At 58.4% G+C, this 21,397-nt stretch carries 17 protein-coding genes; 9 read left to right on the forward strand and 8 right to left on the reverse strand.

What is annotated here, in order from left to right; all coding sequences use genetic code 11:
• Positions 1–23: 23 nt before the first annotated feature.
• Positions 24–1,085, forward strand: a complete 1,062-nt coding sequence (locus tag HY011_23075) for a HupE/UreJ family protein (protein ID MBI3425821.1) — start codon at positions 24–26, stop codon at positions 1,083–1,085.
• On the opposite strand, the gene HY011_23080 is transcribed toward HY011_23075, so the two are convergent.
• From HY011_23080 to HY011_23090, 3 genes are all read right to left on the reverse strand, one after another.
• Positions 1,049–1,477 carry a nuclear transport factor 2 family protein gene (locus HY011_23080; protein MBI3425822.1) on the reverse strand — a complete coding sequence of 143 codons (429 nt, stop codon included), beginning with the start codon at positions 1,475–1,477 and terminating at the stop codon, positions 1,049–1,051. The genes HY011_23075 and HY011_23080 overlap by 37 nt on opposite strands.
• 103 nt (positions 1,478–1,580) lie before the next feature.
• Positions 1,581–2,702: a Gfo/Idh/MocA family oxidoreductase gene (locus HY011_23085; GenBank protein ID MBI3425823.1), complete on the reverse strand. Its 1,122-nt coding sequence runs from the start codon at positions 2,700–2,702 to the stop codon at positions 1,581–1,583.
• A gap of 239 nt (positions 2,703–2,941) precedes the next feature.
• Positions 2,942–5,581: a hypothetical protein gene (locus tag HY011_23090; GenBank protein MBI3425824.1), complete on the reverse strand. Its 2,640-nt coding sequence runs from the start codon at positions 5,579–5,581 to the stop codon at positions 2,942–2,944.
• A 254-nt stretch (positions 5,582–5,835) separates the two neighbouring features.
• Between HY011_23090 and HY011_23095 the strand changes: the two genes are divergently transcribed.
• The 3 genes from HY011_23095 (at position 5,836) to HY011_23105 (ending at position 9,018) form a co-directional block, all read left to right on the forward strand.
• On the forward strand, positions 5,836–7,428 hold the full coding sequence (locus HY011_23095) for an acyl-CoA carboxylase subunit beta (protein MBI3425825.1): 1,593 nt from the start codon (positions 5,836–5,838) through the stop codon (positions 7,426–7,428).
• Between the two features lie 69 nt (positions 7,429–7,497).
• A complete protein-coding gene (locus tag HY011_23100) occupies positions 7,498–7,872 on the forward strand; it encodes a four helix bundle protein (GenBank protein ID MBI3425826.1) in 375 nt (124 codons plus the stop codon).
• Positions 7,873–7,953: 81 nt separating this feature from the next.
• Positions 7,954–9,018, forward strand: coding sequence for an SMP-30/gluconolactonase/LRE family protein (locus tag HY011_23105; GenBank protein MBI3425827.1), 1,065 nt, complete (start codon positions 7,954–7,956; stop codon positions 9,016–9,018).
• A 97-nt stretch (positions 9,019–9,115) separates the two neighbouring features.
• Here HY011_23105 and HY011_23110 read toward each other — a convergent pair whose 3' ends face one another.
• From HY011_23110 to HY011_23125, 4 genes are all read right to left on the reverse strand, one after another.
• Positions 9,116–9,664 carry a hypothetical protein gene (locus HY011_23110; protein ID MBI3425828.1) on the reverse strand — a complete coding sequence of 183 codons (549 nt, stop codon included), beginning with the start codon at positions 9,662–9,664 and terminating at the stop codon, positions 9,116–9,118.
• Positions 9,665–9,748: 84 nt separating this feature from the next.
• Complete coding sequence (locus HY011_23115) at positions 9,749–10,312, reverse strand: hypothetical protein (protein MBI3425829.1); 564 nt, start codon at positions 10,310–10,312, stop codon at positions 9,749–9,751.
• Positions 10,313–10,351: 39 nt separating this feature from the next.
• Positions 10,352–11,320, reverse strand: coding sequence for an ankyrin repeat domain-containing protein (locus HY011_23120; GenBank protein MBI3425830.1), 969 nt, complete (start codon positions 11,318–11,320; stop codon positions 10,352–10,354).
• Between the two features lie 209 nt (positions 11,321–11,529).
• Positions 11,530–11,730 (reverse strand): hypothetical protein, encoded by a 201-nt coding sequence (locus tag HY011_23125; protein MBI3425831.1) that lies wholly within the window; start codon positions 11,728–11,730, stop codon positions 11,530–11,532.
• Between the two features lie 423 nt (positions 11,731–12,153).
• Between HY011_23125 and HY011_23130 the strand changes: the two genes are divergently transcribed.
• The 4 genes from HY011_23130 (at position 12,154) to HY011_23145 (ending at position 18,145) form a co-directional block, all read left to right on the forward strand.
• A complete protein-coding gene (locus HY011_23130) occupies positions 12,154–13,104 on the forward strand; it encodes a hypothetical protein (GenBank protein MBI3425832.1) in 951 nt (316 codons plus the stop codon).
• A gap of 279 nt (positions 13,105–13,383) precedes the next feature.
• On the forward strand, positions 13,384–16,686 hold the full coding sequence (locus tag HY011_23135) for a hypothetical protein (GenBank protein ID MBI3425833.1): 3,303 nt from the start codon (positions 13,384–13,386) through the stop codon (positions 16,684–16,686).
• 126 nt (positions 16,687–16,812) lie between these two features.
• Positions 16,813–17,508, forward strand: coding sequence for a response regulator transcription factor (locus tag HY011_23140; GenBank protein ID MBI3425834.1), 696 nt, complete (start codon positions 16,813–16,815; stop codon positions 17,506–17,508).
• Positions 17,509–17,713: 205 nt separating this feature from the next.
• Complete coding sequence (locus HY011_23145) at positions 17,714–18,145, forward strand: hypothetical protein (GenBank protein MBI3425835.1); 432 nt, start codon at positions 17,714–17,716, stop codon at positions 18,143–18,145.
• Between the two features lie 29 nt (positions 18,146–18,174).
• Here HY011_23145 and HY011_23150 read toward each other — a convergent pair whose 3' ends face one another.
• Positions 18,175–18,429 (reverse strand): hypothetical protein, encoded by a 255-nt coding sequence (locus HY011_23150; protein ID MBI3425836.1) that lies wholly within the window; start codon positions 18,427–18,429, stop codon positions 18,175–18,177.
• Here HY011_23150 and HY011_23155 point away from each other — a divergent pair.
• Positions 18,419–21,394 carry a hypothetical protein gene (locus tag HY011_23155; protein ID MBI3425837.1) on the forward strand — a complete coding sequence of 992 codons (2,976 nt, stop codon included), beginning with the start codon at positions 18,419–18,421 and terminating at the stop codon, positions 21,392–21,394. The two genes, HY011_23150 and HY011_23155, sit on opposite strands and share 11 nt — an antisense overlap.
• The last annotated feature ends 3 nt before the right edge of the window (positions 21,395–21,397 follow it).

Here is a 21,397-nt window from a genome sequence, read left to right on the forward strand (position 1 = left end):
TGCGCAAAGCAAACAGATTCCAGATGGCGTTGTTGATTGTGTTGCTCACACAATCAACAACGCCACTTTTCGCGCACCCCGCCCCATATAGCTACCTTGATTTGCGCGTCGGCCAATACGCCATCGAGGCCACGCTGACCGCCCACACGCTTGACCTCGCGCATGAATTAAATGTCACGCCCGCCGAGGCTTTGCTCGATCCGGCGCTGGCCGCGTCGAAACAGGCAGACCTCTTGAACCTGTTGCGTGCCCGCTTGTCGCTGCTCGTGGATGGCCGCGCGCCCGCATTGGAAGTGTTGCGTGTGGAGCCAGCGCCGGAGCGGCAGGCGCTGACGTTGCAGTTACGCTGGGCGACTTCAGCTGCGCCAGGACTGCTTAGAGTTCACTGCGCGCTCTTTCCCTACGACCCGCAGCACCAAACGTTTTTGAATGTCTATGAAGCAGGCGCGCTGGTGCGCCAAGAAGTTTTTAGCCCCAACCGCGGGACGATTGAACATTTCACCGGCTCGCGGCAAGGCACGCTGGCCGCCATCAAACGCTTCATCAGCAACGGCGTCTATCACATCTTTGCTGGCCTCGATCACATTCTGTTTTTGGTGGGCTTGTTGTTATTAGGCGGTAGCCTGCGTCGCTTGCTGTTCATCGTGACGGCCTTCACCTTGGCCCACAGCGTGACGTTGACGCTGGCGATGTTGAATGTCGTCAATCCTCCGGCGCGCGTGATCGAAGCAGCCATTGCACTGAGCATCGTTTACGTTGGCGTAGACAACTTGCTGGTCGGCGCAACGGGCCGCGATGTGCGCGCCTGGATCGCCTGCTTTTTCGGCTTGGTGCACGGCTTCGGCTTTGCCAATGTTTTGCGCGACTTCGGCTTGCCGCGCGGCGCCTTGGGCTGGTCGCTGTTTGCCTTCAACGTTGGCGTTGAGATTGGGCAAGTCTGCCTTGTCGTGATTGTGGCAGCGCTGCTGGCGTCCTTGCGCCAACGCTATCCGGCGCTGGCGAAGCGTGTGGTTGTATGCGGTTCAATTGGCGTGATTGCGGCAGGCAGTTACTGGTTTATTCGGCGCGTCTTTTTTGGCGGGTAATCAGAAGGCGGTGCCACAAGCAAAGTCTTCCCATTCGCGCGGGTCGGTGTGCTGATACTCGCGCCAATGCGTAATCTTCGCCACCCATCAGGGCCGTCCTGCACGCGAATCCAAACCGTGCCGTGATAGCACCAAGCGCCGTCGTAGGTGTATTCGACCACGCCCACCTGCTGGGCTTCATCAAAGATCACGTTGTGCCAAACCGTGCTTTGCTCCAAGCCCTCGTCGTGCTCAAAGAAGGCTTGCAAGTCCTGACGATTCTCGAATGAATAACGCAACGGGTCGGCATAACGCACATCTTCGGCAAAGTAACTCACGACTGTGGCGTAATCGCGCTGCTGCCAACCAGCGGCTAAGGCTTGCAACATCGTTTTGAATTCTGAGCTGGTCATCGGATTCAATTTCCTGGCAGTAGCCCGCGCGTGAGCAATGGCTTTACTCGCCAATGCAAGCTCTTGCCCACGCGCGGGCTACTGCCACAAAAGCGGTTGCCCCCTACACTTTTTCCCAACTTCGTGATTTTGCCGAACGCTCGACGGCATCCAGCACCTTTTGATTACGCACACCGTCCTCAAAATTCGGCGTCGGCACTTTGTTACTCGCCACAGCTTGCAGCAAGTCATAGACCGTGTGCGTGAAGGTGTGCTCGTAGCCAATGATGTGCCCAGCGGGCCACCACGCTTTGAAATACGGATGCGCCGGATCAGTCGCGAGAATCGTTTTGAAGCCGCTGCTGACACCTTTGTCGTCGTAGTGTTCGAGTTCGTTCATGCGTTCGAGATCGAAGACGAGCGAGCCTTTGCTGCCGTTGATTTCGAAGCGATTGTAATTCTTGCGCCCGAGCGCGAAGCGCGTGCCTTCAATCGAACCAATCGCGCCGTTCTTGAATTTGACGAGCGAGAGCGCGGCGTCGTCTACGGTAACTTTGCCTTTCTTGGCCGGGTCGTTGGGCAAAGGACGCTCTTTAATGAAGGTTTTGAGCAAGCCCGAAACCTCGGTGATTTCGCCGACGAGGTAATGCGCCAAATCAATCGAGTGCGAAGCGATGTCGCCGAGCGCGCCCGAACCGGCGATCTTTTTATCGAAGCGCCAATAGAGCGGCATCTCCGGGCTGACCGGCCAATCCTGCAAATATGTCCCGCGATAATGATAAATCTCGCCGAGTTCCCCGGCGGCGATCATCTGTTGCGCCAGCGTCACGGCGGGCGCGCGGCGATAGTTATGGCAAAGCATGTGAATGACTTTGTTCTTTTTGGCGGCGTCCAGCACTGCTTCCGCTTCGACCAACGTATTCGCCAGCGGCTTTTCGCAAAAGACAATCTTCCTGGCGTTGGCCGCCGCAATGGCCTGCGGCCTGTGCGCTGCGCCGGGCGAGCAGATGTCAATCAAATCAATGTCGGGGCGATTGATGACCTCTTCCCACGAAGTCGCGGCTTCTTCCCAGCCCAGTTTGCCCGCCGCGTCTGTGACCGCCGCCGCGTTGCGCCCAACGACCACTTTCATCACGGGTTCGACGGGACAGTCAAAAAAGTGTGAGACCTGCCGCCAGGCATTGCTGTGCGCGCGGCCCATAAATTGGTAGCCGATCATGGCTACGTTGATCTTTCGTTTTGCCATAGTTGTGCTGAAAGCCCTTTCGGATTTATTGGTGCTAGCAACTTCAAGAAAGTGAAACCACGAAGCGACGAAGATGACGAAGAGCAAGCAAACTATCCGAGCGTTTCTTCCTGACTTCTTCGCGCTCTTCGTTGCTTCGTGGTGAAAGTCTTATGCTTGAAATCTATAAAATGCAGAGAAATTTACCTGAATGCGGCGGGGATGGTCGTTGAATTTCGCAGCGCTGTCAATTGATTCGGCTACCATCCCAACTGCAAGCCAAAGCGAAACGTGCGCCCCTCATTCAACGTGTTCGTGATCGCGCCGAAATTGGCATTCGCCAGTTCAAAACCCGGCTCGGCGAATTGCGGCGTGTTGAACAGATTGATGGATTCGGCGCGCAGCGTCAGCCGCAAATCGTGTTTGAAACCCCAGGCTCGCGTCAGCGCGGCGTTGACATTGTGAATCGGCCCTTTGCGAAAGACGTTGCGCCCCAGATTGCCGCGCGCATCGGTCGGTTTGATGTAAGCGAACGCGGCGCGCGGCAGCAATTGCTTCGACGTATCGGGGTTTGAAATCGTCCGCCCCAGGATCGAAGTATCCAGCAGGTTCGGACGATCCGCGCCGTTGCCGTCTACGTTGCCGAAACCCGGCCCGTCGGAACCGCTGACCACGTTGAAGGGCAAGCCCGTCTTGACCAAGACCACGCTCGACAGATTCCAGCCGCCCGCCACCGCCGCCAGCGCCGCGCTAAATGGTTGCGCGGCTTTGAGCTTGGGCAGCGCGTAACTCACGCGCCACAGAAAGGAATGCGTTTGGTCAAAGACGCTCAACGCCTTCATATCGCGGTGCACATCGGTGTCGCTCTGGCTGCGCCCCAAGCGCGAATCGTTTTCGTTAGCGGTGTTGGTGTAAGTGCTGCCCAAATCCAGCGCCTTACTGAACCAGTACGACACATCCACCATCAGGCCGCGCCAATTCGGCAACACCAGCGAAACGCGCGCCGCATCGAAATACCCACGTGAGCCATTGATGACCAAGCGGTAATCGGTGATGGTTTGATCGGCCCGGCGCTGGTTGATGGTGGCCGTGATCTGTTCAACGCCCGGCACAGGTTTGGCGCGGTTGAGATACCACATGGAAAGCAGTTTGTGTGACCGGCTGCCGACGTAACCCAATTGCAAACGCCAGGTTTTGTTCCATTCAGGCTCCCAACTCAAGTTGTATTGATGTGAATAGGGCGTGGCCAGCGCGGGATCAAGCGTATAAATCACTGGTCGCACAGGCCCGCCTTGCCCCGCCGTACTTAGCGGATTGACCAGCGATGGTGCGACGATCACGATTTTGTTATTGCCCGGCGGACTGAAGCGCAACTGCTGATAGGTCACAAAAAAGACTTCGCCGAAATGCGTGCCATAGGCGCCTCGCAATACGCCGTGCCGTTGTGGCAATCGGTAGGCAAAGCCCAGCGACGGCGCCAGATTGTTCCAATCGCTGTCATATGGAACCTGCGTGAGTTGGTGCACCTCGACGGGTTTGGTGACGGGTTGCCAACGCAGCCCGGCTTGCAACGTCAGGCGCGCATTGAATTGCCATTTGTCGCCGCCATATAGCTGCGCTTCCCAATTGCGAAAGGCGCGATAGCTGTTGCCAATCGAAACGATGTGTTGGGAAGGCCGCCCCAAACGTAGATTGGTGATCGCGTCGTTGCCGAAATCATTGCTGAACGAAAAGTAGCCGCGATGCACGTCCGTCTCGGTGCCGTTGACCTGCCGCCGCAACAACGTCGCGCCCAACAACCATTCGTGATGTCCAACGCTGTGGCGCAATTGCCCGGCGGCGCGCATTTGATTTTGTGCGCGATTCAGCGGGATCGTGCCGTCCGGCCCCAAACTGGTCAGCCCGGCGGGCGAAACGAAATTGCCCACCGCATTCGGCTCCGGCAACAACAACGAAGTCAATCGGTCATACGTGAACACCAGACTGCTGACCGTCCGCGCATTCCAACTGCGCGTCCAGGCCAGACGCGCCAGATGCGATTTGGTGGTGGTGTCGGGATTCTGCCCCGCGACCAATTGAAAAGCGTCTACGGTTTGCGCGGTGAACTGATATTGCAACGCCAGTTGATCCTGTTTGGTCAATTGCTGATCCAGCCGCAAATTCGCCTGATTGTTCTCAATCGCCTGTGGCGCATTTGTGTTCAGCGCCCGCGCATTGATGTCGGTGCGGTTCGGCAATTCCTTCGGGTAAGCAGCGAGAAACTTCGCGACAATAGCGCGCGTGGCTGCGTCGGTTGCCAGCGGCGTGCGTTCATCCGGTCGCGGCACCAGCACGTTGCCGTTGACGACGCCGCGAATCTTTTGCTGGCTGGCATCAACAAACAACTTGGCGTTGCGCCAGGCATTCACGCCGAAGTTGAAACCGTACTCGTTCTCGCGCGCCGGTTTGACCGCGCCGACCTGAAAGAATGAACGCGCGCTGAACAAGCTGTTCAAATGATTCTCGAACAACCGCCCGTGAAAACCCGCTTTCAACGCGGCGGGCACCGTGAGCGCGGCACGCGGCGCATTGCCGAACTCCGCGCCAAAGTAGCCGCTGACGGGCGAAAACTCGCGCACGATGGTCGCGGTCGTACCCAGGCGGATGTTCAGTTCTTTGAGGGCATTGTTGTCTACGAGATTGAACTGGATGTTTTCGTTGCGGCGGCTTTCGCCCGAACTCGCATCGGTCTTGCCGAGCATGTTCAGTTCGACGCGCTTGTTCGCGTCGGCAGGTTTGGCGTCAGCTTCTTCTTCTTTTTTCTGCGCGTTGCCAGTGGTCGGCGGCGGCGCTTGTGCCTGCGCTTGGTTGACCAAGGCAAGCAATACGGCGAGCAAACTGGCAGCAATATGTTGTTTCATTTTTGCGGTGACGTTGTGCGTGAATGATTCGAGCGGAATGTTGGGCGGTGCGATCTTGCCTGCTCACCGACCCGCGTCCATACTGTCACCGAAAACCTAAAAAGCTGTCAACCAACGATGCGGCGCCAGCGGGATTGTTCGACAAGCTGCCAGCTTGTCGTGGCGTGGCCGTTAGCCCAATGGATAAGCCGCCGAGACTTCGACAAGCTGGCAGCTTGTCGAACAACCCGCGTGATCCTTTCACTCGACAAACAATGCGCCCAATCAAATCCCTCATTGACACCAACGACGAAAGCTACCGCGCCAATTACGCCGCCAACGCTGCCAGCGTCGAACGGCTCAAGCAGGAACTCGCCAAATCCACACGCGGCGGCGGCGACCAGTACAACCAGCGCCATCTCAAACGCGGCAAGTTGCTGCCCCGCGAACGCATCGAGATGCTGTTGGATGAAGGCTCTTACTTTCTCGAAATCGCGCCGCTGGCCGGGCACGGGATGGAAAACGAATTCGTTGGCGCGGGCGTCGTCGGCGGCGTGGGCCTCGTCGAAGGCCGCCAATGTTTCATCATCGCCAACGAAGCCACGGTCAAGGGCGGCGCGGTTAGCGAAATCGGCCAACGCAAAAACGCGCGGCTGGCCGAGATCGTGGCGACCAATCATTTGCCTTCGATCACGCTGGTAGAATCGGCGGGCGCGGACTTGCCCGTGCAGCACAAAATCTTTGTGCCAGGCGGCGCGGGCTTCAAAGAAATCACGCGGCGCTCAAAGGCGCGCATCCCATCCATCTCAGTTGTCCTCGGCAATTCGACAGCGGGCGGCGCGTATCTGCCCGGCATGTCCGATTACGTCGTGATGATCAAACACCAGGCCAAGGTCTTCTTGGGCGGCCCGCCGCTGGTCAAGATGGCGACCGGCGAGATTGTGGACGAAGAGACGCTGGGCGGGGCCGAGATGCACAGCAAGCTTTCCGGCCTCTCGGATTACCTCGCCGAAGACGAACTCGATGGGTTGCGCATTGCCCGCGAAATCGTCAGCCATTTGCAACCGCGCCCGTTGCCGCAACGCCGCCCGGTCGAAGCCCCGCTGTATCCCGCCGATGAATTGCTCGGCATCGCTTCGGCGGACGTGCGCGTGCCCTTCGACGTGCGCGAAGTCATCGCGCGGCTGGTGGACGGTTCGCGCTTTGAGGAATTCAAAGCCAATTACGGTACGACGCTGGTGACTGGCTTTGCCTACCTGCACGGCTTCCCTATTGGCATCTTGGGTAATAACGGCGTACTGCTTTCCGAATCGGCCAACAAGGGCGCGCAGTTCATCCAACTCTGCAATCAACAAAACATCCCGCTGCTCTTCCTGCAAAACATCACCGGCTTTATGGTCGGGCGCAGCTACGAGGAACAAGGCATCATTCGCAACGGCGCGAAATTGATCAATGCGGTTTCCAATTCGACCGTGCCTGCGTTGACGGTGATGATCGGCAGTTCGTATGGCGCTGGCAATTATGCGATGTGCGGGCGGGCCTATGATCCACGCTTTGTCTTTACCTGGCCCAACCACCGCATCGCCGTGATGGGCGGCCAACAACTCGCGGGCGTGATGGACATCATCAAACGCGACGCGGCGGTACGTGCGGGACAAGCGATTGACGAAACCAAACAGGCCGTGATGAAAAAGCTGTTGGAAGAGCAGATTGAGAAAGAATCTGACCCGTATTTCGCCACGGCGCGGTTGTGGGATGACGGCATCATTGATCCGCGCGAGACGCGCACAGTGTTGGCGATTGCGTTGTGGGCGGCGCATCAGAAGCCGTTTGAAGGGACGATGGAGTGGGGGGTGTTCCGGCATTAAGCGGAAGAGGGTTTGTTTGTCAGGAGTCAGGAATCGGGAATCAGGAGTCAGTTGAGGAAAGGAGTGCTGATGGCAATTCAATCTTATCGGGATTTGAAAGTCTGGCAGAAGGGGATGGAATTGGTCGCCGCTTGTTATGCCTTTACGCAGCGTTTGCCAGAATCGGAAGCATTTGGGTTGACAGCGGATATTCGCCGCCGCGTGCGGCAGGTTCCCGCTTCGATTGCGGATGGGCACGGGCGCGGCAACTCAGGCGAGTATTTGTCCCGCTTGTCGTTTGCGCACGGCACACTGATGGCGCTGGAAACCGATTTGCACACAGTCAATCAGCTTGGGCTGCTGCCACTGTCAGAAATCCAGCCGTTGCTGCAACAAAGCGCCGAACTCGGCAAGATGCTAAACGGCCTAATGAGAAGCCTGCGCGGCGGCAGACCTGATTCCTGATTCCCGGCTCCTGACTCCTGAACAATGAAACTCGCGGATCAAAGAACCATGGAACCACCAAGATGATTGGGGAATCAACTTATGAAACGACTGACGAATCTGCTGCTTTTTGCTGTCCTCACGCTCGGGTTCTATCTGCTGCTCTGGCCCGTGGCGATTGATCCCGTCGTCTGGACGCCCGCGCCCAATCCCGGCCTGACCGGGCCGTATGCGCAAAGCAGTGCGCTGCTTGGATTGACAACGTTGCTCACCAATGCCGGGCTGGGGCCAGAAGATGTCACGCGCGGGCCGGACGGGCGCTTTTACACTGGCTTGCAAGATGGTCGTATCTTACGTTTTCCCGTCGAAGGCAACACGAGCGAAGAATTCGTCAATACGGGAGGGCGTCCGCTGGGCATACAATTCGACGCGCAAGGCAATTTGATCGTCGCCGATGCCTTCAAGGGACTGCTCGCCATCGCGCCGAATGCCAACATCACGGTATTGGCCGACAGCATCAATGGCCAGCGCATGGTCTTCCCCGATGATCTGGACATCGCGGCGGACGGGACAATCTGGTTTACCGACGCCTCGCAACGCTTCGATCAGCATCACTGGATCAACGATTTCTGGGAAGCCCGACCTACGGGTCGCTTGCTGAGTTACGATCCGCAGACCAAACAAACGACCGTGCGGATGAGCGACCTGCGTTTTGCCAATGGCGTCGCCCTTGGTCCCGATGACGCCTTCGTGCTGGTCAATGAAACTATCGCCGCGCGCATCTGGCGGCTCTGGCTGAAAGGGCCTAAGGCCGGACAACGCGAAATCTTTTGCGACGGGCTGCCCGGATATCCTGACAATCTTTCCTTCAACAAAAGCGGCACCTTTTGGGTCGCGCTGCCTGCGCCACGCAGCGCCCCGCTCGAAGCAATGGCGGGCCACCCCTTCCTGCGCAAGTTGCTGTTCCGGCTGCCCGAACGCTGGGTGCAAATTCAACCGCCGCCCGTTGCCTGGGTACTGGGCTTGGATGAACAAGGACAAGTGCGCCACAGTTTGCGTGACACCTCCGGCGCGTATGCCAGCGTGACCAGCGCCAACGAATTCGGTGGTCATTTGTACCTGGGCAGCATTTTGATGAAAGCGGTCGCGCGCGTGCCGACACCTTGAGCTGAAATCACGAAGCAACGAAGAGTACGAAGAGGGCTTAGCCAAACTCCTCTTCGTGCGCTTCGTTGCTTCGTGGTGAACATTCATTGCTTGGCTACTACAGCGGACGGCCCAAGTCCGCTTGAATTTCCAGCGCGGGTGGATCAAGCGACAGGCTCAAGGCCATCACCGCCCAACTGGTAGCGGCAGCCGAAATCCACTGATCGCGTTCATACGGAAACCCACTGGCGAACTGTTTCTGAAACGGGAAAGAACGTGATCGCACCTGCCACGAACCATCTGGCCGCCAAGTCTTGCGCAGATATTCCACGCCGCGCTGATAAACCGGATCATTGACCGGCATCCCGCCCGCCCGCTGCAACGCTACCAACGCCTGCCCGGTTGCATAGGCATCGCTTTCCATCGTCGGCAACTGTGACCAACCGCCATCCGCGTGCTGTTCAGCGCGCAACTGCGCGGCGAATTTCTGTAACGCCGCAGGCTGCTCGCCGCTCCAATGCAAGCCTAGTAATTGGAAGACGCGATCCTCATTCGTGCGCGCTTCCTTTTTGAGCAACCACTTGCGGGCTTCGGCGACACGCTGTTTGACCTCGGCCTGACGGCCCTTGGGCGCGTAAAGCTGAATCGCCCGCAAGGCTTTGCACAAAAACCTCTAAAAATGACGGACTTTTTGTGCAGGTTGAAAAAAAGCGGCGATAAGTCATTTGGATTTGCGCGCGCTTCTACGCAATCACTCAACTTTTTGTGCAAACGGGACTTTTTGTGCAAAGCCCGCCCGCAAGCTGAATGCGGTCGCATTGAAATCGCTTGATTCAATGGGTGGGCGGCTCTTGATAAAAATGTTCCATTTGCCAGAGCGTTCTTGTTGGCTCAGCAAATAGTTGACCAACGCATCTGTCGTCGCATTCGACGGCTGCCGCCCTGCCGCTAAACCGACCAAAATATAGCTGGCCGTATCAGTGGCCCCGGGGAACGAATCGCCCTGCAACACGCGGTCACGCCGCCCCTCCCACATTGCCAGCGCCTGGCGATTCTCTTCAGCAACGGCTTGTTGGTTGATTTTGATGCCTTTCGCCCGTGCAACCGCCGTAGCCATCGCGGGCAAGGAATTGTTGTGGCACGAGACACAGCCGGTTTGTTCGATGAAGGGGGTGCCCAACGTCTGTAACAACCCGACACTTTTCTCAACGACTTCTTTTGTAGAAGGCGGTTGCTGGGCGTGACTTGCCTGGTGATCCATCGTGTAAAGCGCCGCCGGGGCGCAGAGTGCGATCACAAAAACCATGCGTTTCATTTTCTTTCTCCTTGCTTGATTCCTGTTTTGCGGCGCTGCCTATTCGCTGGCGCCCGCTTGTTGCAACAGCGCAATCGCTTCCGTCCACCCTTTGCGCTTGGCAAAGCTGAGCGCCGTATTGCCATCCCGCGCTTTCGCCTGTGGATCAGCGCCTTTTGACAACAACAGCTTGAGCAATTCCAGATTGCCGTTTTCCGTCTGCGTCGCGTAAATCAGCGGCGTATACACCAACGGGTCAGCCACATTGACCGGCATGCCCGCCGCCAGCAGCAATTGCGCAATGTCCAGCGAGCCATGCATCGTCGCAAAAATCAGCGGACGCCCGCGCTTATCCATGTTCACCCCGCGTGCCAGTAACAATTTCACCGCCGCGGCGTTTTGGCTGTAACACGCCAGATCGAGCGCGTTCGTGCCGTTTTCAGGGGGAACCGAACCTTCTTTCCAGATGGCCTGCGTGTCAGCCCCGCGTTCGAGCAACAACTGCAAGGTTTCGACATCGCCATTGCGCGCAGCCATCAACAACGCCGTGCCACCACGCTTGTCTTGCTGATTCACCTGCGCGCCCTTGCGCAACAACAGCTTGACCGCCGGCAACGCCCGCTTTTGCGCGGCGGCCAACAACAACGCCGACTTCCCTTCCGCACTGACGGCGTTAACCTTCGCGCCACTTTCCAGCAACAGCGCCAACTTCTCCGGATCACCCACCGCCAGCATCAACGGCGTCAGCCCCGCGCGATTGCTAACATTGGGGTCCGCGCCCTTTTTCAACAGATACCGGACGCTGGCGGCATCACCGTTCAACACAGCTTCGTGCAACGGGGCCCAGCCGTTTTCGTCTTTGGCGTTCAAGTTTTCGCCCTTGCGGGTCAGACTTTTGCTTTCGGTCAAATTGCCTGCGCGCAACGCCGTAGCCTCCGCTACGGGTTGGCTGGTTTGGCTCCAGGCCATTCCGCTCAGCCAAACCAGGCACACAGATGCTTTTGCAACACTTAACCAACGTATTTTCATAAGCAATTCCTCTGAAAGACGTTTCTCACACAGCAATCTCTGCCGACACAGCCGCGCGCCAGGACCATCGCCAAGCGCAGGCGTCATTATTGCTGCCATCTCTTAACGCGAATTCTGTGGCGCGTTTGAATCAGCTCGCAAAAATAAAGTTCAGCCGTGTGGGTGTGACAAAGCAAAATGAAACAAGAAAGGCGGTAGAGGACGCTGACTTATAGCGGTTTGCGATGGCGTGCGACCTCAACGCCGGGGCAGACAAGGTGCAACGCATCCAATACGCCCAGGCCAATCTGATAAGCAATGGCATACACGCTCGTCAGCGGTAATGCCGGAGCGGCCCATTGCGTGACGCCGCTGAAAAACTTCTGGTAACTGATGTTACGCAGTAAGAAAGTTCGGCTCGGATTTGACAATTCTTTGCGCCGGAGGCGCGCGGGAGATTCGCCGGTGGTGGACAACCACCGGAACCCGGCACGCCAGCCACGCGCGCCCCGGATGGGGCGCAGGACTGAGCTTGCCCGCTACGCTATCGCAACTTCCGCGCGGACACGGGAGCAAGGTTAGACACTGTTGTGTGGCTGTTGATTGGGGAGGCTTGTCCTGCGCCCCTCCCGGGGCGCGGGGCGTGTGCGCCTGCTTCCGGTGGTTGCGGCGAGGCCTCCACCACCGGCTAAAATCCGCTGTGCCTCCGGCACACAGAGGGTGTCAACCTTTCTTGCAATTCTTCGCCTGCGTAACACTTGTCAAAAGGCAGCGGGTCTGTTTTGATCGCCGCGGCGCGAGTCAACTGTGCCGAACACTTCTGGTCTAGCCCCTTTATTTTTGCCGGTGAAATTATGCATCAGATTTCGCCCCGCTGGCTTGGTTGCGTACTGCTGTCATGCTGTTCCCTCACCCTGTTTGCTATCGCGCAAACAACTCTGCCGGGACGCTTGGTCAGCACGCATTTCAAGCAGTTGACGCGCGCCTCGCAATGGCAATTGACCGCTTCCCTGCCAATCAATTTCAACACCCATCACCCGCAAGGGCTGGTCAAAATTGGTGACGTCTTTTATGTCTCATCCGTCGAAGTCACCCAACCGACCAAGCGCTTCGCCCGTCCGCAAAATGGCTTTGACCGCGACACGGGCGCAGGCGTCGGGCACCTCTTCAAATTCGACCGGCAAGGCGAGCTGCTCGCCGATCTGACCCTGGGCGAAGGCACGATTTATCATCCCGGCGGCATTGATTACGACGGCAAATTCATTTGGGTGCCCGTCGCCGAATACCGGCCTAACAGCCGCGCCATCGTCTACCGCGTTGACCCCACGACGCTGAAAGCGACCGAAGACTTGCGCTTCGCCGACCACCTGGGCGGCCTCGTACACAACACCGACACGCACAGCTTACACGCTGTCACTTGGGGTTCGCGGTTTTTCTATCGCTGGACGCTCGACGCCCAAAGCCGTGTCACCAACTCCGCCGCGCAGCGCCACTTGAATCCGTCGTTTTACATTGATTACCAGGATTGCAAATACCTGGGGCGCAGTGAAATGCTGTGCGGCGGGCTGAGCAGTTACCAACGCAGCCCAGACGGCCTACGCTTCAGTCTGGGCGGCTTGGAGTTGATTGACCTGACGACCCAGCGCGCCCTCCATCAATTGCCGCTTGAGTTGTGGACGGAAAGCGGTTTGCCGATGACGCAAAATCCATTTTGGCTGGAACCGGCGGCGCGCGGGCTGCGGGCCTACTTTCTCCCTGAAGATCAAAACTCGACGCTTTATGTTTTTGAGGTGAACGCGCCTTAGCTCGGATTTCAATTCAGTTGCAAGTTGAGGGGCTTGCGCCGCAGCTATTCAAAGGTATCGGAGCCACCAATCTTTGCGGCGCTGTTTGACGCCTGCGAACCAATGGCACGTTGGTAAAATATGGGTACCGCACATGATCCAGCGTCATAAAAATCCGGCACGCAATGGCTGGGCTGGATTTCCACTACCCTGCCCTTCGGAGTGGCCGTTTATCACTATGTCGCCGGCATTGAGCACGCGCTTCGCTATTTCATCGAAGCGCGCGAACGCGTGGAGCGCATGCCAGAGGTTATTTTTCTCACCGCCTACGATCAATTCGCCCTCCGCTCCTTTGCAGCCGAAGCGCTCGACTATCTGGTCAAACCGGTCAGCAAGGCGCGCTTTGCCGCGGCGATAGAACGCCTGCCGAAACGCTTGCAAACGACAATGCGGACAACCGCGCACGAACGCCTCGTCGTCAGCTCCGCCAGCGGCGCAGTAGCCAAGCTCACCTTCTCACTCTATGACTGGCACAGTATGATGCCGTGCGTGGGAACAACCAACCAAAGTTGCTTGCGGCAATTCATCAATCACACCACTCTGACCGTTATACGGTGCGGAACGGCGCTGCTGCTTGCCCTCCTTCCAGCTTACGCCCAACAGCTTTCTGTGCGTCACTATGATGCCTCTGACGGACTGGCCAATAGCCACGTGAGCGCTATTCAGCAAGACGCGAAAGGCTATCTCTGGTTTGGCACGCGCGAAGGGTTGAGCCGGTTTGATGGCTATCGGTTCATCAATTACAGCACGCGCGAGGGCTTGGGAAATCCGGTGATTAATGCGCTGGCCGAGGATCGGCAAGGTCATCTCTGGATTGGCACCAATGGCGGCGGGGTGGCCCGCCTGCTTGACGAGCCGCAAGAAAGCTTCGGGCTGTCCCTAGCGCCGACGCCCTCAAAACGGAAATTTGTCAGCTATCAAGTTGGCGATTCGCCGGCGTCAAACCGTGTCAATGCGCTGGTCTTTGATGCCAGCAATAATCTTTGGTGCGTCACTGATGGTGGGCTTTATCGCGGGATGCCGAGCAACTCCGGCGATCTCAAGTTCGAGATCGTCGTGCCTCACCGGACCGTCGCTACTGAGATGGCGGCTTACGCTGACAGTCACGGGCGGCTCTGGTTCGGGATCGAAACCGAGTTGATCGAGGTCGTCCAGAATCAGCTCATCAAATATGGCCCAGCCGATGAGGTCGGCCACTATCAGATTCAATGTGTCATTGAGGATCGCCAGGGACGTTTGCTGGTCGCCAATAAGAGCGCGGTGTTCGAATTCAGCGCGCCCACAGATGGCCAGAGCCGTGGGCGTTGGCAGCGGCTGCCGCTAGCGTTCAAGCCTGAAGATGGAATTTTTGCGCTGCACATTGATTCCGCCGGGGCGCTCTGGATCGGCACCTTGAACGGGCTGGTCAAGTGCCAGGATGGCCGGCAAACGGTCTACACGACCGCACAGGGGCTGAGCGATAACTTCATCCGGGCTTTGGCTGAAGATCGTGACGGCAATCTATGGATTGGCTCGGAGGGGGGCGGGGTTTGCAAACTGGCAGGTGAACTAATCGTCAGCTACACCAAAACCGAAGGATTGCCTAATAACCGTGTCCTCCAGGTCGTCGAGGATCAGCAAGGACGCATCTATGCGAGCGTCTCGTATGGCGGTCTGGTGGAGATCAGGGCAGAGAAAGCGGTGCCGCTTGCCGGCTCGCAAGCCCCGCCATTCAAGAATAGCTTTTTGTTTCCGGAAAGCCCCGGCGACTGGTGGATCGCCACCACCGAGGGTTGGTTGTGCTTCCGGGGGGCCGATCTGCAACTGCGCCACGGCACCCCACTCGCTCCACCGGCTGGCGTCTCCGCCGCCAGTTTCAAGGCTTACGTTGTGCTTCATGAAGTTCAGGCCGGAAAGTTGTGGGCCTACACGACAGATGGCAATCTCTATCGGTTGGATTTAGCGCGGCAAGGGCGCGCCGTGTTTGAGCATCTGCCCGTGCGCCTTATTCCGCCCTTCAACGAAACATTGTTGTTGACGAGCGACCGGTCGCAAGCGCTCTGGCTGGGCGTGCATTACGGTGGAATCGGGAGAATTGTGAAAGGGCAAATCGAGGCCCTTCAGCCGACCGCCGGACTGCCTGAAACCGACCCGCGCGCCTTCTTCCTGGACAGCCGGGGCTGGCTTTGGATCGGGCTGCGGTACAAGGGCGTCTCAATGACCAAAGACCCGAGCGCCGAGACGCCGAAGTTTGTCAATTACTCAACCGCGAATGGGCTGGTCAGCGACACGGTCTGGTCAATCGCCGAGGATGATTTTGGCCGCATCTACCTGGGAACCGGCAAGGGGCTCGATCAACTCGACCCGGTGACCGGGCGCATCCACCACTTCAACACCAAAGACGGCTTGGCCAGCGATCTCATCAATCATTGCTTCAAAGATCACAAGGGGAATATCTGGGTGGCGAACTCGCTGGGGCTGTCGAAATTCGACCCGCGCGCCGAACGCCACCTAAATCTCCCGCCGCCCATTTATCTCAGCCGCGTGCAAGTCGCTGGCGAAGAGCAGCCGTTGTCAGAAACCGGAGCGTTGCGCGTGCCGGAGTTCACGTTGCCGGCGGCGCACAACAATCTGCTGATCGAGTATGTCGCCTTGAGTTTTCAAGGCGAGCAGAAGCTCCGTTACCAATACAAGCTGGAGGGTGTGGATACAGATTGGAGCGCCCCCAGTGAAGTGCGCTCAGTCAATTATGCGCGGCTGGCACCAGGCGCTTATCGCTTTCTAGCACGAGCGATCAATCAGGAAGGCGGGTTGAGTCCTGCGCCGGCCTCGCTGCAATTCCAGATTCTGCCACCGCTCTGGCAACGCTGGTGGTTTCTCACCTTGGCGGGGCTGCTGGGTGGACTGGCCGCTTATACGCTCTACCGTTATCGTGTCGCGCGGTTAATTGAACTCGAACGCGTGCGGACGCGCATTGCCACTGATCTGCACGATGACATCGGGTCGAGCCTCTCGCAAATTTCCGTGCTGAGCGAAGTAATCCACCAACGGCTCGGCCAGGACTTGCGTGTGACCGAGCCGCTCACGCTGATTGCCGAACTGGCGCGCGGCCTGGTGGATTCGCTGAACGACATCGTCTGGGCGATCAATCCCACCCGCGATCGTCTCAGCGATTTGACCTACCGTATGCGCCGTTTCGCCAGCGATGTCTTCACCGCGCGCGACATCGCCTTCGACTTTAGCGCTCCTGGCCCGCCAGCAGACATCAAGCTGGGAGCCGACACGCGCCGCGAAGTATTTCTGATCTTCAAAGAGAGCGTCAACAATCTGCTCCGCCATGCTGCCTGTACGAAAGTCGAAATCGAGTTCATAGTCGAAGCCCGCCAATTGATATTACGGGTGAGTGACAACGGGCAGGGGTTCGACCCTGAACAGGCGAGCGACGGCAATGGCTTGACGAACATGCGCCAGCGGGCGCTCAAGCTGGGCGGCAGATTGGAGATAAGCTCGTCTCAGGGGGCGGGCGCCACAGTTAAGCTCAACGCGCCATTGGGCCGCCGCTGAAAGGGTGACGCACACACTTGCTGTCCTTCGCTTTCTTTCCACCTCCCACATATTCATGCGGTGACGCACGCGCGTTGCTGGCGTAGGCTGGCGCGCGCGGAACGCCGTAAACAAGCAGTAACCAATATGGCCGAAGAAACTCTGACCTTGAAGAATGACGGATCGCCATCGCCCGCGATCATCCCCACTGTCATTCGGGTGGCGATCATCGAAGACGTGCGCGCGTTGCGCGAAGGCTTCGCCAGCTTGATTGGCGGCACCGCCGGCTACCACTGCACAGGCAGCTTTCGGACAATGGAAGAGACGCTCGCCAAGATTGGCGCGGCGCTGCCGGATATCGCGCTGGTAGACATCGGCCTGCCGGGCATGTCCGGCATCGAAGGCGTCCGTATTCTGAAAGAACGCTATCCCACGTTGCTGCTGTTGATGCTCACGGTCTACGACGATGACGACCGCATCTTCGAGGCGCTCTGCGCTGGGGCTTGCGGTTATTTATTGAAAAAGACGCCACCTACGCGTTTGCTGGAAAGTCTCACGGAAGCGACCGCAGGCGGCGCGCCCATGACGCCCGAAATCGCGCGCCGCGTCGTCACGTTGTTCCGCCAGGTTCACCCGCCCGCGCACGCCGATTATCACCTGACGCCGCACGAGACGCGGCTCTTGAAGTTGCTGGTCGAAGGCCACAACTACAAAACAGCCGCAATCCACCTGGGCGTCAGTTTCAACACCATCTGCTTTCACATCCGGCACATCTACGAGAAGCTGCAAGTCCACTCCAAATCTGAGGCGGTCGTCAAAGCCATACGTCAGCGACTGACTTAGACTGTCCTTCTCCTCCTGACTCACGCCTCCTGAAAAAAGATTACCACCAATTCATGTGGCGACCGCTGAGCGCTCTTTGGAGTATCTGTAGTGGCGTGACGAAGACGTGACGAAGAGCGGTTCGTTCTGTGTGAGAACTGAAAGCTAGTCGGAAGAATGAAATGACCTTACTTTTACATCCGGCGCAGCCGGAGGAGGAACAACAATGAATGCAAACATCAAGAACATCCGTCTGACACACGAGCGCGACGCGGCGTGGCTGATCGCCTTGTATCTGGCGATCCACGGCGGCGACCCCGCGCCCAAGGAAGGGTTGGTGGCGACTGAACTACAAGAAGGCGCCGCCTTGCACGCTATCGCCGTGCTCTCCGAAGCATTAAACGAAAAGGCGAAAGGCGCACTACATCAAATGCTCGCGCCGATGCAGAAACAGTTCCCGCTCAAGAGCGTGGATGCGCAGGTCGCGGGAGAGCGATTGGCAGCGCTGGGGATTCACGTCACGGAACACGCCGGAGAACATGACCACGTCGCCAACGTGGCCGAGGCGATTCAGTCCGCTCGGCGCTACTGCATCCGCTTCCGCGGGCAGATCATTTGCGTCGAAATCCCTAGCCCCATTCCTCACCCCATTGCCTAACCGGCATGGAGCAGGGGTATAACTCGCACCTAAGCGGGCGGTACGAACATTCGTGCCGCCCAGCGCCAGATCGTTGGTTGAAGAATCAAATCGCCGGGTTCAAAGCGACGCTCAACCAATGCACCGCCGCCAAAGGCGCTCAAGTCTGCGGCCATCCTCAGCTTGATCCTCTCCGCGCACCAAAGGCTGAAAAGCACGCGCTGCGGAATATCGCCTAATTTCTCGCGTGCCCAGGACGCTTCGATTACTTGGCAACTCAAGGAGTCACGTTCAATGAACTTCATCGCTAATACTCGTTTTGCTCAATTCGTCATGCTGCCGCTGTTATTACTGCTTGGCAGTAGTGTGACGCTCGCGCAAACCACTTCGTTTACCTACCAGGGTCGCTTGATTGATGGCAGCGGCCCGGCTACGGGCGCGTATGACCTGCAATTCAAACTCTTCGATGCACTGAGCGGCGGCACGCAGGTCGGCACCTCGGCCACGCTCGAAGATGTCGCGGTGAGCACGGGCAGTTTCAACGTGACGCTCGACTTCGGCGCAGCAGCCTTCCCGGGCGCGAGCCGCTGGCTGGAAATCGCCGTGCGACCGGGCGTGAGCACCGGCGCCTTTACGTTACTCACGCCGCGCCAACCCATCACGTCAACACCGTACACCTTGCAGAGTCTGAACGCGGCAACGGCGCTTAATGCGACGAATGCCGCCACCGCCGTTAATTTCAGCGGGACCTTGGCGGGCGCGGTGACCGGCACGCAAAACACTACAGCGCTGGCCAACAATGCGGTGACAACGGCGAAGCTGGCCGATGGTAGTGTGATCAACACGAAGCTGGCGGATGGCAGCATCACCAATGTGAAGATTGCCGATGTCGCGGGCAGCAAGATCACCGGTTCGCTCACCACCGCCACCATTCCCGGAGCGAATGTCACGGGTGTGGTGGCCAATGCCACCACTGCCGCCGCTGCCGTCACTGCGACAACTGCCACGAGCGCAACCAACGCGACCACTGCCGCCAGCGCCGATGCGTTGTCGGCGGCGTGTAACGGTTGTGTCACGGGTGTAAGGATCGCCGCCGGGCAAGTGGTCAAGAGCCTCAACGGCCTCTTTGACTCCGTCACACTGGCTGCCGGCTCAAACATCACCCTGACACCAGCGGGCAACACACTGACGATCAGCGCGGCCAGTGCTGCCAATAATTGGTCGCTGAGCGGCAACGCGGGTACAACGCCGGGCACCAACTTCCTTGGCACCACCGACAATCAGCCGCTGGTCTTCAAGGCCAATGCGGTGGAACTGATGCGGCTCAGCGCCAGTGGCAACCTGGGCCTCGGAACCATCACCCCAGGGTCGAAACTAACCGTCGCGGGTGTGATCGAGACAACGACTGGCGGGTTGCGGTTTCCCGATGGTACGACGCAGATCACCGCCAGCAATAGTGCCTTATCCGCCGTCGCGCACGATGCCAGTTTGAGCGGCAACGGCACCAGCGGCACCCCGCTGGTGATTGCCGCGAACGGCGTGGGCACAGCGCAGTTGGCCGACAACGCCGTGACAAGCACAAAGATTGTCGCCAGCGGCGTGGGCACAACGCAATTGGCCAACAACGCCGTGACCGGAGCGAAGATCGCCACCGGGCAAGTGGTCAAGAGTCTCAACGGACTCTTTGACGTGGTGACACTGGCGGCGGGGTCGAACATCACGCTTGCACCATCCGGCAATACGCTGACGATTGCCACGGGGGGCGCGGCCAACAACTGGTCGCTGACTGGTAACGCCGGCAGCACTCCGAGTCTCAACTTCCTCGGAACGACCGACAACCAACCGTTGGCTTTCAGGATCAATGGGGCGGAAGTGATGCGGCTGAATGCGGGCGGCGGTGTCGGCATCGGGACGGTGAGTCCACCTCTTGCGAGGCTTCATGTAGAAGGGACATCCAATGCCGCTGCACAAGTGCTGGTGCGCGGCACCGCTGGAGTAGATCCGTCTATTGAACTGGGATCAACCGAAAGTGGATCAGCGGTATTGGAAGGGTTGGACATTAAATACATCAACAGTATCGGGGAGTCGGTATTTAATAATATCTACACACCATCCACCAATGCATTCCGCTTCCAATCCGGGGGGACTGACCGGGTGGTAATACAAAGTGCCGGCAACGTCGGCATCGGGACGCCGACGCCTGGATATAAACTTGACGTGGCTGACAGGATGAGGGTAAGGCAAGGCGGGAGCAACTCCGCCGGAATTTGGTTCTATCAGACGACCCCGGCCAATGACCGGGCTTTCGTGGGAATGGCAGATGACACGCACATAGGATTGTTTGGCAACACAGGGGCGGGCTTTGGACTAACAATGAATACGACCAACGGTGGGGTCGGCATTGGGACCACCGACGTATCTCAATTTGTGAAGCTGGATGTCAATAGCGGCGTCTTCGTCCACGCCGTGCGTGGCACCGCCCTCAACGGCATCGGCGTCGGGGTGTGGGGCATCGGCGGTACCGGTGTGTATGGTGACGGCGGCACCAGTGGCTATGGTGTGAATGGTATCAGCAGCGGCAATATTGGTGTGCTAGGCGAGGGCGGCTCCATCGGTGTAAAGGGCAGCAGCACCGATGGCACAGGCGGATACTTCAATGTCACCGGCAATGCCGACTCAGTCGTCGGCGTGTATGGCAATAGCAGCCAGAATGGCACCGGCGTGCTCGGCACAGGAAGGGTCGGTGTGTCCGGCTTTGGACATACCGGAGGCTGGGGCGGTTACTTCAAAAACGTAGCTCCGGGAGAAATCGCCCTCTTTGTCGAAGGAATTGGTCGGATGAATGTCCTCCAGGTCGCTGGCTCGGATGTGGCGGAGCGCTTCGATGCCGTTGCAGAGGCAAAGCCAGGCTTGGTGGTCACCATTGACCCCGACCGCCCCGGCCAACTCGCCATTGCCCGCCGCGCCTACAACCGCCGCGTGGCTGGCGTCATCAGTGGCGCAAACAAGCTTGAGGCGGGCATGGTGTTAGCTGATCTGTCGGGCTCGAAAAACTCCCTGCCCGTGGCGCTCAGTGGCCGCGTCTGGGTTTATTGCGATGCCACTCGAGCTGCCATTCAGCCCGGTGATTTACTGACCACCTCCAACATCCCCGGCCACGCGATGAAGGTCACCAATCACGCCAAAGCGCAAGGCGCGATCATCGGCAAAGCAATGACTGGCCTGAAGGCTGGCCGCGGCTTAGTGCTCGTGCTTGTCACGCTGCAATAGCTC

The sequence above is a fragment of the Acidobacteriota bacterium genome (assembly GCA_016196035.1).
GTDB lineage: Bacteria > Acidobacteriota > Blastocatellia > RBC074 > RBC074 > JACPYM01.

What these genes read in the sequence shown, in the direction of transcription:
- HY011_23130 (MBI3425832.1), top strand. Translation starts at nt 12,154, where the DNA reads ATGCATCAGATTTCGCCCCGCTGGCTTGGTTGCGTACTGCTGTCATGC.
- HY011_23135 (MBI3425833.1), top strand. Translation starts at nt 13,384, where the DNA reads ATGCCAGAGGTTATTTTTCTCACCGCCTACGATCAATTCGCCCTCCGC.
- HY011_23075 (MBI3425821.1), top strand. Translation starts at nt 24, where the DNA reads ATGGCGTTGTTGATTGTGTTGCTCACACAATCAACAACGCCACTTTTC.
- HY011_23105 (MBI3425827.1), top strand. Translation starts at nt 7,954, where the DNA reads ATGAAACGACTGACGAATCTGCTGCTTTTTGCTGTCCTCACGCTCGGG.
- HY011_23100 (MBI3425826.1), top strand. Translation starts at nt 7,498, where the DNA reads ATGGCAATTCAATCTTATCGGGATTTGAAAGTCTGGCAGAAGGGGATG.
- HY011_23080 (MBI3425822.1), bottom strand. Translation starts at nt 1,477, where the DNA reads ATGACCAGCTCAGAATTCAAAACGATGTTGCAAGCCTTAGCCGCTGGT.
- HY011_23150 (MBI3425836.1), bottom strand. Translation starts at nt 18,429, where the DNA reads ATGAAGTTCATTGAACGTGACTCCTTGAGTTGCCAAGTAATCGAAGCG.
- HY011_23090 (MBI3425824.1), bottom strand. Translation starts at nt 5,581, where the DNA reads ATGAAACAACATATTGCTGCCAGTTTGCTCGCCGTATTGCTTGCCTTG.
- HY011_23085 (MBI3425823.1), bottom strand. Translation starts at nt 2,702, where the DNA reads ATGGCAAAACGAAAGATCAACGTAGCCATGATCGGCTACCAATTTATG.
- HY011_23115 (MBI3425829.1), bottom strand. Translation starts at nt 10,312, where the DNA reads ATGAAACGCATGGTTTTTGTGATCGCACTCTGCGCCCCGGCGGCGCTT.
- HY011_23095 (MBI3425825.1), top strand. Translation starts at nt 5,836, where the DNA reads ATGCGCCCAATCAAATCCCTCATTGACACCAACGACGAAAGCTACCGC.
- HY011_23155 (MBI3425837.1), top strand. Translation starts at nt 18,419, where the DNA reads ATGAACTTCATCGCTAATACTCGTTTTGCTCAATTCGTCATGCTGCCG.
- HY011_23140 (MBI3425834.1), top strand. Translation starts at nt 16,813, where the DNA reads ATGGCCGAAGAAACTCTGACCTTGAAGAATGACGGATCGCCATCGCCC.
- HY011_23120 (MBI3425830.1), bottom strand. Translation starts at nt 11,320, where the DNA reads ATGAAAATACGTTGGTTAAGTGTTGCAAAAGCATCTGTGTGCCTGGTT.
- HY011_23145 (MBI3425835.1), top strand. Translation starts at nt 17,714, where the DNA reads ATGAATGCAAACATCAAGAACATCCGTCTGACACACGAGCGCGACGCG.